We start from the raw sequence: 12,639 nt of genomic DNA, 5'->3' as shown, positions 1-12,639 counted from the left end.
CGAGCTCGGAGAAATAGCTTTGGACCAGTCTAGCGGAACCTGATGACAGTTCTGCTCACGCGCCCGCCCACGCCTTCGCCAGGCGCCTGGCCCGGGCGCCCGCGGCAATGTCCAGCACACCGCGGTCGCGCTGCCACATCTCCCGCCATGCTGGCGGACCTGCCGCGAAGGCCTCATCCAGTTCGCCCTTGAGCCCATCGAACTGGGCGAACAGCCCGCCGAGCAGGACGTGCCCCGCCGTTGCCGCCGGGTTTTGCCGGCTGGCTTCGGACAACCCGGCCAACAGGCCGAGCAGGCGCAATTGCAGGGCCTGTGGCCAGTCGCTGTGCTGGCCGACACCCAGCAACCAGGCCGTCAGCGCGCCGAGCACATAGATGTCCTCCAGGGTGCGGAACGGTTTGACATAGGCCTCCCAGCCATCCCCGGCCAGACGCTCGCAGGCGGCCTGGTCGAAATGCACCCGGCCGTGACCGATCTCCGGCATCAGTGGCAGGGCCGGCAGGCTCTCCAGGCGGATACCGGGTTCGCCGGGGTAGACGATCACCAGGCTCAGCCGTGGCGCCTCGCCCTGCTCCTCACTGCGCGCGGCCACCAGCAGCCAGTCGGCGGCCGTGCCGGCGGTGACGAAATCCTTGCGCCCGCAAAGCCGCAAGCCTTCGACACGCGTCTGCATGTCGGCCGGACGCAGGCTGCGCTGCTCGGTGGCGCACAACGCGCCGAGGCTGCCCGGAGCGCTGGGCCAGAGCATGCGCAACGCGGCCTGGTACCCCACCAGGAACGCCAGGCCGGGGGTGGCCATGACATGACCGCCACGCACCGCCAGTTCGAACGGCGTCACCGTGCCCAGGGTGTCGAGCAACTGCGCGTAACCTTCCGCCAGATCGGTGGGCACGGGCTGGCGTTGAGGCGGGTCGAGCAGGAAGGACCAAGGCATGGCGGGCTCCTGGGAGGCTGTCATATAAGCATCACCAAAGCTTCATGGCGATGACACCGGGGCTACATAGCCTGACTTTGCACAACAAAGTCGACTGGCCGCAACCCTGGCCGGCAACCGGAGACGCGTCATGACTCAGATCGCCCGCATCAGCGACACCGGCAATGAACGCCGCCTGCAAGCCGAACGCCTGTTGGGCGCCGCGGCCTTGCAAGAAGCCCAGGCCTTGCGCTTCAACGTTTTCAGCGGCGAATTCAATGCCAAGCTGAAAGGCGCCGAGCTCGGCCTGGACATGGATGATTATGATGTGCACTGCAGCCACATTGGCGTGCGCGACCTGAACAGCGGCCGCCTGGTGGCGACCACCCGTCTGCTCGACCACAAGGCCGCCAACACCCTGGGGCGTTTCTACAGTGAAGAGGAATTCAGCCTGCATGGCCTCGGCCACCTGCAAGGCCCGATCCTGGAAATCGGCCGTACCTGCGTCGACCCGGCCTACCGCAACGGCGGCACCATTGCCGTGCTCTGGGGCGAACTGGCCGAAGTGCTCAACGAGGGTGGCTACAGCTACCTGATGGGCTGCGCCAGCATCCCGATGCAGGATGGCGGTATCCAGGCCCAGGCGATCATGCAGCGCCTGCGCGAACGCTACCTGAGCACCGAACACCTGCGCGCCGAACCGAAAAAACCGCTGCCGACCCTGGATATCCCCGGCAACGTCATCGCCGAAATGCCACCGCTGCTCAAGGCCTACATGCGCCTGGGCGCGAAGATCTGCGGCGAGCCGTGCTGGGACCAAGACTTCCAGGTGGCCGATGTATTCATCCTGCTCAAGCGCGACGAGTTGTGCCCGCGTTACGCCCGGCACTTCAAGGCGGCCGTGTAATGAGGCGGCTGCGGGTGTACGTTCGGATCGCCCGGGTCCTGCTGGTGGTGGCGCTGGGTTTGAGCATGGCCAGCGTGTTCGGTGCCTTCGAGCGCCTGGGGATTGCCAATTCGATGGCGCGTCGCCAGAGCTGGTCGCGGTTCTTCATGGCGCGGCTGAGTCATGCCCTGCCCTTTCGCGTGACGGTCCGCGGCAAGCTGCCGACGCAACCGATGCTGTGGGTCAGCAACCACGTGTCCTGGACCGATATCGCCCTGCTCGGCGCACTGGCCCCGCTGTCCTTCCTGTCCAAGGCCGAAGTCCGTACCTGGCCGGTGGCCGGCTGGCTGGCGGCGAAGGCCGGCAGCCTGTTCATCCGCCGGGGTTCGGGCGACAGCCAACTGGTGCGCAAGCAGATGACCCGTCACCTGGAGCAGGCCCATCCGCTGCTGATGTTCCCGGAAGGCACCACCACCGACGGCCGCTCCCTGCGGACGTTCCATGGTCGCCTGCTGTCGGCGGCCATCGATGCGGGCGTTTCGCTGCAACCGGTAGCGATCCGCTACACCCGCGATGGGCAGGCGGACAAGCTGGCCCCGTTCATTGGCGACGACGACCTGTTGTCGCATCTGATGCGCCTGTTCTCCAATGACCAGGGCGAGGTGGAAATCCAGTTGCTGCAGCCTATCCCCTGCAATGGCCAGGAACGTGCGTCCCTGGCCTTCCAGGCCCAGCAGGCGGTACAGATGGCCTTGTTCGGCGAGGCCGCCGAAGTGAAACGTCCGGTAGCGCGCCCAGTGGCCACCAGCGAGGCGGAAGCCGCCTGACCGTTCGGCGCCTTCGAAGACGCTTTCGCTGGGGTGACACCCGCCGTCCCGAGAACGCTGAGTAACCTGTAGGAGCAGGTGGTGCGGCGATCCGCCTGCCTCTACAGGATGGTGTCGATACGACGCTCCTGCGCGAAGGCCTGCAACCGGGGATAGAACAGTCGGAAGTCCTCGCTCAACGGTTCGTACAGCGCCTCCAGTTCCCCCATCGCATGGACCAGTTCCTCCGGTCGTGACAAACGCCGGGAGATGCCCCGCAACACCTGCCCCAGCACCTCGAAATGGCGATAGGAACCGAGCCAGTCATCCGCCGCCATGTAAGGCGCGATCTGCGCCAGGCGCCCGGGCAGGCGCGGCTCACGCGCCAGCACCCGATAGACCCCGGCGGTGAAACCCTCCAGCGGGCCCTCGGCATACAGGGCCCAGTCCCGCGCCAGGCAATGGTCGAAGAACACATCCAGGACGATCCCGGCATAACGTCGACGGGTCAGCTCGAAACGCGACAGCGCCTGGTCCACCAGGGGATGGCTGTCGGTAAAGACATCGATCCGGCGATGCAGCAGGATCGCAGCCTCGATCGAAGGCGTGAACTGCCCCTCCACGCGCCCCTTGACGAAGTCGCCATAGAGGCTGCCGAGCAGTTGTTCCGGGTGCTGTCCGCCCAGATGAAGATGTGCGAGATAGTTCATGGCTCCCAGCTTAGCACTCGCCACCTCTGTATCGTTATAACCCGATATAGCGATTCATGCTGAACACAGAGCAAAATCATATTGGCATATCGCGAAATAGCGATTTATATTTCGCCCCATCGCGATATACCGTTTTATCACCCCTGAGACACCGCCATGACCCTCGACCTCGACGAAATAATAAAAGCGCTGGCGCACCCAGTACGCCGAGACATCCTCCACTGGCTGAAAGACCCGAAAGCCCAGTTCCCCGACCAGTTGCACAACCACGAGTACGGTATCTGCGCCGGGCAGATCGACCAACGCTGCGGCCTGTCGCAGTCGACCGTGTCGGCGCACCTGGCGACGCTGCAGCGGGCCGGTCTGATCAGCAGCCAGAAGGCGGGCCAGTGGCATTTCTTCAAACGCAACGAGGAAACCATCCAGGAATTCCTCCGCATCATGAGCCAAGAGCTCTAAAGGATCGCATACGATGCCCCTCCCGCTACTCATCCTGGCCCTGAGCGCCTTTGCCATCGGCACCACCGAGTTCGTCATCATGGGCCTGCTGCCCGATGTGGCGACCGACCTCGGCGTGTCGATTCCCGGTGCCGGCTGGCTGGTGACCGGCTACGCTCTGGGCGTGGCGATCGGCGCACCGTTCATGGCCATGGCCACCTCGCGGCTGCCACGCAAGGCGGCCCTGGTGGTACTGATGGGGATCTTCATCGTCGGCAACCTGCTTTGCGCGGTGGCCAGTGACTACAACGTGCTGATGCTGGCACGGATCATCACCGCCCTGTGCCACGGTGCCTTCTTCGGTATCGGCTCGGTCGTCGCCGCCAACCTCGTGGCACCGGACAAGCGTGCCTCCGCCGTGGCCCTGATGTTCACCGGCCTGACCCTGGCCAACGTGCTCGGCGTACCGCTGGGCACCGCCCTGGGGCAACAGGCCGGCTGGCGCTCGACCTTCTGGGCGGTGACTGTCATCGGCGTGATCGCGCTGATCGGCCTGATCCGCTTCCTGCCGGTGAAACACGACGAGGAAAAACTCGACATGCGCGCCGAACTCGGCGCACTCAAGGGCGCCGGCCTATGGCTGTCGCTGAGCATGACCGCACTGTTCTCCGCCGCCGTGTTCGCCCTGTTCACCTACATCGCGCCGCTGCTCGGCGAAGTCACCGGCGTGTCACCACGGGGCGTGACCTGGACCCTGGTGCTGATGGGCCTGGGCCTGACCCTCGGCAACATCCTCGGCGGCAAACTGGCGGACCGCAACCTGGCCGCGACGCTGATCGGCGTGTTCATCGCCATGGCCGTGCTGGCGACCGCCCTGACCTGGAGCAGCGTGCTGGTCATTCCCGCCGAGCTCACCCTGTTCCTCTGGGCCACGGCCTGCTTCGCCGCCGTCCCGGCGCTGCAGGTCAACGTGGTGACCTACGGCCAGGCCGCCCCCAACCTGGTCTCGACCCTGAACATCGGCGCCTTCAACGTCGGCAACGCTCTCGGCGCCTGGGTCGGCGGCAGTGTCATCGCCCATGGCCTGGGCCTCACCAGCGTGCCCCTGGCCGCTGGCGCACTGGCAGTGCTCGCGCTGCTGGTGACCCTGATCACCTTTCGCCAGAACGGCCCCGCCGAACTGGTTCCAGCTAGCAACTAATCATCAAGAGGGTTGTACCCATGGCAACTATTTTCGATCCGATCAAACTGGGCGATCTCGAACTGCCGAACCGCATCGTCATGGCTCCGCTGACCCGCTGCCGGGCCGACGAAGGCCGTGTGCCGAACGCGCTGATGGCCGAATACTACGTACAGCGCGCCTCCGCCGGGCTGATCCTCAGCGAGGCCACCTCGGTCACACCGATGGGCGTCGGCTACCCCGACACCCCCGGGATCTGGTCCAACGACCAGGTCCGCGGCTGGACCAACGTGACCAAGGCCCTGCATGCCGCCGGTGGCCGGATCTTCCTGCAACTGTGGCACGTGGGGCGAATTTCCCACCCGTCGTACCTGAACGGTGAATTGCCGGTCGCACCGAGCGCGATCCAGCCCAAGGGCCACGTGAGCCTGGTCCGTCCGCAAGCGGACTACCCGACCCCACGCGCCCTGGAAACCGCCGAGATCGCCGACGTCATCGAGGCCTTTCGCGTCGGTGCGGAAAACGCCAAGGCCGCCGGTTTCGATGGCGTGGAAATCCATGCCGCCAACGGCTACCTGCTCGACCAGTTCCTGCAGAGCAGCACCAACCAGCGCACCGACCACTACGGCGGTTCCCTGGAAAACCGCGCCCGCCTGCTGCTCGAAGTGACCGACGCCGTGGTGGAAGTCTGGGGCCCCGGCCGGGTCGGCGTACACCTTGCTCCCCGTGCCGACTCCCATGACATGGGCGACGACAATCTCGCGCAAACCTTCACCTACGTCGCCCGGGAACTGGGCAAGCGTGGCATCGCCTTCATCTGCTCGCGGGAGAAGGAAGCCGACGACAGCCTCGGCCCACAGCTGAAAGCGGCGTTCGGCGGCACCTACATCGCCAACGAACGCTTCACCAAGGACAGTGCCAATGCCTGGCTGGCCGAAGGCAAGGCCGACGCGGTGGCCTTCGGCGTCCCCTTCATCGCCAACCCGGACCTGCCGGCCCGCCTGAAGGCCGACGCCGAGCTGAACGCGGCGCACCCGGAAACCTTCTACGGCAAGGGTCCGGTCGGCTACATCGACTACCCGACGCTGTAAACTCAGAAACGTCAGTAGTGTGTGCAGGCCCCGACTCGCAAGAGCCGGGGCTTTTTCGTTGTAGTTGAATGTCCCGGCCTGGATATCGGAAAACACTCACAGAACAGAGAGTGGTTCACCGCGAGCTTTTTTTGTCCCGATCCTCATACTTGCCTGGCGCTATCCGACTGCGGAAAAGCGTGCAGCGTCACGGAATGGCGCTGCCACCGCGATCCACCCAAAAGGACTTAACATGTACCTCATGCAATTGCTGGGCGTAGCCCTGTCCTGCGCGGCCCTCTCCGGCCTGCTGTCATTTGCCGCCTATGCCGCGGGCACCGAGCCTTCGGCGACGGTCATCGTGGAAATCAGCAACGAGTCGCCACAACCACTCGAACTGCTCGGTACCGGCCTGGACCTGAAGGGTGCTCCGGTTTCGAACTTCTCGATCGCCAGCGGCGAACGTCGGGAACTGCGCCTGGAAGGGCCGCGGGCCTGGTTCATCTACGGCTCCGGGCCACGCAAATGCCGGTTCGTCGCCCAGCACTCGCTGAAGCAGCGCTTCACCGACTCGGAACACACCAGCTACCTGCCCACCTGGTCCCGCCAGGCCGAGTCGATCGGGGAACATGCGGCTTCCTGCAAGGCCCGCCTGAGCAAGACACTCAAGGTCCCGCCCTACAGCTATAGCGTGAAATTCAGCATGGGCTGAGCCTATCGAAGCTGGATGAATCACCTCCACCAGGGCTGTCGATGTCACTCAAAACGCTGACAGCCATGGAAAATTCCCACGCAACAAACGGAAACCATTCCTATTTAGTCCCCTTCCCAGCGGCCGATTCTTGAAGCATCTGCACAGTGATCGGTTCAACGGAAGGATCGCATGATCGACCTCGAACACTACGGCCCCCTGCCGCACCAGGTACTGGCCGAGGCCATCGACAACCTGCGGCTGGCCGGCCGGCGCGCCTGGCTCAGCCTGTTGGGACTGACCATCGGCAGCGGCTCGATCATCGCCCTGCTGAACATCGGCAACAGCGCACAATCCGAAGCCCTGCGTGCGTTCCAGGCCATGGGCACCGACATGCTGGTGGCCCGGTTTTCGCCGGGGCGCAAAACCTCCCTTCCCCCGCCCGTGACATTCGATGCGCAGACCTTGCGCAGTTCCCTCCCACAACTGATCGATATTGCGCCTGTCAGCCTGTATTCGGTCCGCTTCAGGCATTCGGCAATCGAGGTCGATGCCGCCCTGGTCGGTACCTCTGGCGACCTGGCAAAGGCCCTCGACCTGAAGCTGCAGAACGGTCGACTCCTGAACCCATTCGACCATCAGGAAACATTTGCCGTGGTCGGCGCTCAGGTCGCGCACCAACTCTCGATGAAAGGCCGCCCCCTGCAACTCCAGGATCGACTGCCCATCGAAGGCTATCTGTTCAGCGTTGTCGGTATCGTGGCAGAGCATTCCGGCAACCCATTGCTTCCAGTGGATATCGATCACTCGGTCCTGATCCCCGCAGAGGGGCTGCGACGGTTGTTCCCTGAACCAAAGATCGACAGCCTGATCGTGCGGATCGCAACGCATGCCGATCCGGATCTGACGGCACAAGCCCTGAAAAACCAACTGCCGGCGCTGCTCCATGGCCAGAAAGTCGAGATACAGATCCCACGACAGTTGCTCGACGGCCTGAAACGCCAGGCCGTGACCTTCTCTCGCCTGCTGGCCGGTCTGGGCGGCATCGTCCTGCTGGTGGCGGGCGTCGGTGTCATGAACGTGATGCTGATGAACCTGGCCGAACGGCGCCGGGAGATCGGCCTGCGCCTGGCGCTCGGTGCCCGCTCCCGGGATATCCGCAATGCCTTTCTCTGCGAGGCACTGTGCCTGTCGCTGCCCGGCGTCCTCGTTGGGGCGGTGCTGGGCAGCCTCGCCGCACTGATTTTCAGTCACTTCGCCAATTGGCCCTTGCGCCTGAGCCTGGAAGCCCTGCTGCTCGGTACTGGCAGCTCGCTGCTGACCGGTGTGTTCTTCGGCCTGCATCCGGCCCTGAAAGCCTCCCGCCTGCAACCCATGGAAGCACTACGGGAGACTGCTTCTGAATAACTGAAACCGGCATCACATTTAAAACCTAAACACCTACTCATTTTTCAGGAACATCGTCATGAAAAAGATGCTTTCGCTCGCCCTGATTTTGGCCAGCACTCAAACTTTTGCAGCGGATGCCAGTATCACCAAGTCGAAAAGGCCACCCAGTCTCTATAGCTATGCAGATACGGCAACATCCAGGCATAGCCTACTACTCGCCGATTTCACTCATCCGATCAACGTTCAGATGAAGCTGAGAGAAATTCGCTGGAGCACGACGTTCTATCCTGATGCACCAAACGAAGAGGTAAAAATTTGCTATATCGATTCGCCTTCCAACATAGAAGGCGAGTGTCAAATCATCATCCCAAATGCAACAGGAAGCACCAAACTCTTCAATCAAAAACGCTTTGGACATGGAGTAAGCGTACATATCACCCACATCTCAAAAAACCTGAAAGAAACTGCTCACCCTGCAGGAGAAGACAGCGTCACCTTTGAGTACAGCTACCACTGAGAAGTCGCTCCGCCAGCAGAAAAAACTGGCGGAGCCTCTATGAACCCACAAGGTCAACAAGATGAAAATCACTCAAACAGACAACTTATACAACTATACTTCCCAAACAACCAAAGCCCCGCAAAAGACGCCCGAAAAAAATGCCTCCACCACCGAGCCTCCATCAGTTTCAATCAGTGGCTACGCATTGTTGATCACTCACATATACAACGGGGAGCTCAACCCGCACTTTGAGACAAAGTTCGACACAGACAAGAGTGACAAATACTACCTGACTCAAGCCGACCGGGATCTATTGGCACGCATTTACGAATTCGCTCAGGAACAGGGAGCATCCCCCAGACATGTCACATCCCTGGCGTGGGACCTGGCAGATTATCGTAAATATCAAAACGGGAGGATGATGGGCAATCTGAACAGTGGCCACATGTACGATAATGAAGGACATCGACTAAGCTACAGTTTCATTGAAAAAGACGCTGCAACAGCCGACAGGGTTCTCAAGGGTGAAGCCATGAAAGGCAGCCTTCTGGATCAAGGCTTCATACGTTACACGACGGACCCCGGCCTCGGGACTCACCACTTCTGCGATTTCGACTTTCTGGAAAAAGTCATCACCCGCTTTTCCAGTACCGGCGATCCGGATGTGAAACTGCCGCCTCAGTTCCAGACCTACGAGCGCAAACAAGGCTACATCGAGCACAAGTCCAAGGAAATTCTCAACACAACGGTACTGGAACGCATGGCCAAAAAGCAGCAGGCTGCCACCGCCGAGAACAGCACCACGCCCTCCGCCGAGCCCGGCGCAACAACCACCGAAACCCTGAAAGACGTCTGGCACAGGGCCCTGCTGCAGATGATGCGCAAGGGCGGCTGGCAATCGTCATTGGCCACGTTTCTCAGCGGCAATCGCAACGGCTGACGGCCGCCCCTGGGGTCAGCCGCGCTTGCGCTGTCCCCAGGCCACCAACAATCCGCTCAGGCAGATCACCCCGATACCGACCACGGCGAACACGTCCGGCATGTGGTCGAAGACCAGGTAGCCATACATGCCGGCGAAGAGAATCTGCCCGTAGCTGAACGGCGCCAGCATCGCCGGCGGGGCATGCCGGAACGCCTGGGTCAGCAGCAGGTGGCCGAGCATGCCGCAGGTGCCCAGGCCAATCATGAACAGGCCATGGACCAGGGTCGGCGCGCTCCAGAAGAACGGCAGCATGGCCGTCATGATCAGGCTGTTGAGAATGCCGGTGAGGAAGTTGCTGGTGGTCGGGCTGTCGATGCCGCTGAGCATGCGGGTCAGCAACTGGTAGAAACCGAAGCACAACGCCGAGCACAGTGGCAGCAGAATCGCCGGGGTGAACAGCGCACTACCCGGACGAATGATGATGAGCACCCCGACAAAACCGGCGATCACCGCCGCCCACTGACCGCGGCTGACCCGCTCACCCAACAGCGGCACCGACAGGGCGGTCACCAGCAGCGGCGCGAGGAAGTTGACCGAGGTGGCTTCCGCCAGCGGGATGTAGCGCAAGCCGGTGGTGAACAACAGGCTGGTGCCGATCAGGCACAGCGCACGCAGCAGCTGCAGCCCCGGGCGCTTGGTGCGTACCACCGCCGACAGGCCGCTGCGCGGCACGAACACCACCAGCATCAACAGGGTATGGACCACGTAGCGGGCCCAGACCACCATCACGATCGGGTAGAAGGCCGACAGGTACTTGGACAGCGCATCGTGGCTGGCGAACAGCAGTACCGCCCCACAGATCAGCGCGATGCCCTTGAGCGGCTGCTCGGAGCCCTTGTGCAGCAGGTTCGGTACATTCATTCACAGGCTCGCAACAAATTCACTACAAAATACTTAGCACACTAACTACCAAGATGCAGCGCGGCGGTATATAAATGATGCCCGCTGTCGAGGCACGCGCCGTCGGGTTGAGGTGACTGGCACAGGATACTGGCAGCGCTGGACTCAGTTACACATTTTGACTCAATTGCGCAGGCTGGGGCTCAGACGCAGCATGTCCAACCCTGTATCGACCCAGCGCTCGGCATCTTTATTCAGGTCGAAGCTGTCCGGCGCCAGCAGCCATTGATAGAGGATGCCATCGATCCAGGCATGGAGACTGATGGCCGCGCGGGCCGTATCGAGATTCTCGGGAAGCTGTCCTCGGTTCACCGCATTACGCAAGGCCAGTTCGATGTGCGCGTTGCAGTCCAGGCTGACGGCACGACGCTGGCGGCGCAGGTCACACATTTCATCGGTGAACTCGCACTTATGAAACAAAATTTCATTAATGCGTCGGACTTTCGGGTCGAGAGCAATCTGCTGAAACAAATGAATCAGCAATTGGCGCATGCAGCCCAACGGGTCGGGCTCGTCCTGATCCTCACTGGCCTTGGCCATGTCATCCAGCGGCTCGCGCAGCGAGTCGAGCATCGCCTGCACCAGGTCGGCCTTGTTGCTGAAGTGCCAGTAGATGGCACCGCGCGTGACCCCCGCCAGGGTCGCGATGTCGGCCAGGGTGGTACGCGCCACACCGCGCTCGTAGAACGCCTTCTCGGCAGCTTCGAGAATCTGCCTGCGGGTTTCCTGAGCTTCTTCTTTGGTACGACGAACCATGGCAGTAAAACCTCGATCAGGGTGCCGCGGACTCCCCCTGGGTTTAATCCGGGCTTAACGACGGGAGGCGATTTTTGTGCCTTTTCCCGAGATGAAATCCGTGCTTTGTAACGACTTTTGGCAAAAGTTCAAGCCTTTACAAACAAACGTGAATGTAAGTATATTCATTAGCAACCTATTAATCCAGTCGGATCACCCTTCATACCCTTCCACCCTTCTTGTGCGCTTCACGCGCGCCTGACCCGAGGATCTTCATGCAACTCAAGCCAGCTGTTACCGCTCTGGTCACCGCCGTCGCCCTGGCATCGCTGCTCAGCGGATGCAATAAAAAGGAAGAAGCCGCTCCGGCGGCCGCCCCCGCCCCTCAGGTCGGCGTCGTGACCCTGCAAGCCCAACCCTTCACCCTGATCTCCGAGCTGCCCGGCCGTACCACGGCCTATCGCATCGCCGAAGTCCGGCCGCAGGTCAATGGCATCATTCTCAAGCGCCTGTTCAAGGAAGGCGGCGACGTCAAGGCCGGCCAGCAGCTCTATCAGATCGACCCATCGGTCTATGAAGCGACGCTGAAAAGCGCCGAGGCGAACCTGCAGTCGACCCGGTCGATCGCCGACCGCTACAAGCAACTGGTGAACGAGCAGGCCGTCAGCCGCCAGGAATACGACACGGCCGTGGCCAACCGCCTGCAGTCGGAAGCGAACCTGCAAAGCGCGCAGATCAATGTGCGCTACACCAAAGTGCTGGCCCCGCTGTCCGGCCGCATCGGCCGCTCCTCGGTGACCGAAGGCGCACTGGTCAGCACCGGCCAGAGCGATGCCATGGCGACGATCACTCAGTTGGACCCGATCTACGTCGACATCACGCAATCCACCGCCGACCTGCTCAAGCTGCGGCGCGAACTGGACAGCGGTCGCCTGCAGAAGGCCGGCGACAACGCGGCCATGGTCAAGCTGACCCTGGAAGACGGCAGCACCTACGCCCAGCCGGGCAAGCTGGAGTTCTCGGAAGTCACCGTGGATGAAACCACCGGTTCCGTGACCCTGCGCGCGGTGTTCCCGAACCCTGACCACTCGCTGCTGCCCGGCATGTTCGTCCATGCCCAGTTGCAGTCCGGAGTGAACAGCGCGGCGATCCTCGTGCCGCAACAAGGCGTGACCCGTGACCTCAAGGGCACCCCGACCGCACTGGTCGTCGGCCCGGACAACAAGGTCGAGCTGCGTCAGCTCAAGGCCAGCCGTACCCAGGGCAGCCAGTGGCTGGTCGAGGACGGCCTAAAGTCGGGTGATCGGGTGATCACCGAAGGCCTGCAGTTCGTGCGCCCAGGCGTCGAGGTCAAGGCCAGCGAAGCCACCAACGTCAAAACCGCCAACCCGGCCCCTGCCCCGGCAACCGACAAAGCCGCGGGCAGCAAAGGGGAGTAAA

Annotated in this window: 14 protein-coding genes; 10 read left to right on the top strand and 4 right to left on the bottom strand. The window is 62.3% G+C overall.

What is annotated here, in order from left to right; translation table 11 throughout:
• Nucleotides 1-55: 55 nt before the first annotated feature.
• The gene (locus ACMGT0_RS08190) at nucleotides 56-934 is read right to left on the bottom strand and encodes an acyl-CoA dehydrogenase (protein ID WP_416772145.1); all 879 of its coding nucleotides are present in this window, start codon (nucleotides 932-934) and stop codon (nucleotides 56-58) included.
• A 130-nt stretch (nucleotides 935-1,064) separates the two neighbouring features.
• On the opposite strand from ACMGT0_RS08190, the gene olsB reads away from it, so the two are divergent.
• Together olsB and ACMGT0_RS08180 are read left to right on the top strand one after the other, a co-directional pair.
• Nucleotides 1,065-1,820, top strand: coding sequence for an L-ornithine N(alpha)-acyltransferase (gene olsB / locus ACMGT0_RS08185; RefSeq protein WP_054058919.1), 756 nt, complete (start codon nucleotides 1,065-1,067; stop codon nucleotides 1,818-1,820).
• Nucleotides 1,820-2,626, top strand: a complete 807-nt coding sequence (locus ACMGT0_RS08180) for a lysophospholipid acyltransferase family protein (RefSeq protein ID WP_054058918.1) — start codon at nucleotides 1,820-1,822, stop codon at nucleotides 2,624-2,626. The genes olsB and ACMGT0_RS08180 overlap by 1 nt, the downstream gene beginning before the upstream one ends.
• 101 nt (nucleotides 2,627-2,727) lie before the next feature.
• Here ACMGT0_RS08180 and ACMGT0_RS08175 read toward each other — a convergent pair whose 3' ends face one another.
• Nucleotides 2,728-3,315, bottom strand: coding sequence for an ACP phosphodiesterase (locus ACMGT0_RS08175; RefSeq protein ID WP_054058917.1), 588 nt, complete (start codon nucleotides 3,313-3,315; stop codon nucleotides 2,728-2,730).
• A gap of 156 nt (nucleotides 3,316-3,471) precedes the next feature.
• Here ACMGT0_RS08175 and ACMGT0_RS08170 point away from each other — a divergent pair, with 156 nt between their 5' ends.
• From ACMGT0_RS08170 to ACMGT0_RS08140, 7 genes are all read left to right on the top strand, one after another.
• Nucleotides 3,472-3,774 carry an ArsR/SmtB family transcription factor gene (locus ACMGT0_RS08170; RefSeq protein ID WP_054058916.1) on the top strand — a complete coding sequence of 101 codons (303 nt, stop codon included), beginning with the start codon at nucleotides 3,472-3,474 and terminating at the stop codon, nucleotides 3,772-3,774.
• A 13-nt stretch (nucleotides 3,775-3,787) separates the two neighbouring features.
• Nucleotides 3,788-4,954, top strand: a complete 1,167-nt coding sequence (locus ACMGT0_RS08165; protein ID WP_054058915.1) for an MFS transporter — start codon at nucleotides 3,788-3,790, stop codon at nucleotides 4,952-4,954.
• 20 nt (nucleotides 4,955-4,974) lie between these two features.
• A complete protein-coding gene (locus tag ACMGT0_RS08160) occupies nucleotides 4,975-6,024 on the top strand; it encodes an alkene reductase (RefSeq protein WP_416772142.1) in 1,050 nt (349 codons plus the stop codon).
• A gap of 232 nt (nucleotides 6,025-6,256) precedes the next feature.
• A complete protein-coding gene (locus ACMGT0_RS08155; RefSeq protein WP_054058913.1) occupies nucleotides 6,257-6,715 on the top strand; it encodes a hypothetical protein in 459 nt (152 codons plus the stop codon).
• 171 nt (nucleotides 6,716-6,886) lie between these two features.
• On the top strand, nucleotides 6,887-8,101 hold the full coding sequence (locus ACMGT0_RS08150) for an ABC transporter permease (RefSeq protein ID WP_416772140.1): 1,215 nt from the start codon (nucleotides 6,887-6,889) through the stop codon (nucleotides 8,099-8,101).
• 58 nt (nucleotides 8,102-8,159) lie between these two features.
• On the top strand, nucleotides 8,160-8,600 hold the full coding sequence (locus ACMGT0_RS08145; RefSeq protein ID WP_054058911.1) for a hypothetical protein: 441 nt from the start codon (nucleotides 8,160-8,162) through the stop codon (nucleotides 8,598-8,600).
• Nucleotides 8,601-8,661: 61 nt separating this feature from the next.
• Nucleotides 8,662-9,522: a hypothetical protein gene (locus ACMGT0_RS08140; protein ID WP_152974355.1), complete on the top strand. Its 861-nt coding sequence runs from the start codon at nucleotides 8,662-8,664 to the stop codon at nucleotides 9,520-9,522.
• A gap of 15 nt (nucleotides 9,523-9,537) precedes the next feature.
• Here the strand turns inward: ACMGT0_RS08140 and ACMGT0_RS08135 are convergent, their stop codons facing one another.
• On the bottom strand, nucleotides 9,538-10,425 hold the full coding sequence (locus ACMGT0_RS08135) for a DMT family transporter (RefSeq protein WP_054058909.1): 888 nt from the start codon (nucleotides 10,423-10,425) through the stop codon (nucleotides 9,538-9,540).
• A 162-nt stretch (nucleotides 10,426-10,587) separates the two neighbouring features.
• Nucleotides 10,588-11,220 (bottom strand): efflux system transcriptional repressor EmhR, encoded by a 633-nt coding sequence (gene emhR / locus ACMGT0_RS08130; RefSeq protein ID WP_054058908.1) that lies wholly within the window; start codon nucleotides 11,218-11,220, stop codon nucleotides 10,588-10,590.
• A gap of 254 nt (nucleotides 11,221-11,474) precedes the next feature.
• On the opposite strand from emhR, the gene ACMGT0_RS08125 reads away from it, so the two are divergent.
• The gene (locus ACMGT0_RS08125; RefSeq protein ID WP_054058907.1) at nucleotides 11,475-12,638 is read left to right on the top strand and encodes an efflux RND transporter periplasmic adaptor subunit; all 1,164 of its coding nucleotides are present in this window, start codon (nucleotides 11,475-11,477) and stop codon (nucleotides 12,636-12,638) included.
• Nucleotide 12,639: the final 1 nt, after the last annotated feature.

Origin of the sequence: Pseudomonas sp. RHF3.3-3, from assembly GCF_048069595.1 — a bacterium.
In the GTDB taxonomy this organism is placed as follows: Bacteria; Pseudomonadota; Gammaproteobacteria; order Pseudomonadales; family Pseudomonadaceae; genus Aquipseudomonas; species Aquipseudomonas fuscovaginae_B.
Note: the sequence above shows the minus strand (reverse complement) of the source record. Positions and strands in the feature narration are given on the sequence as shown.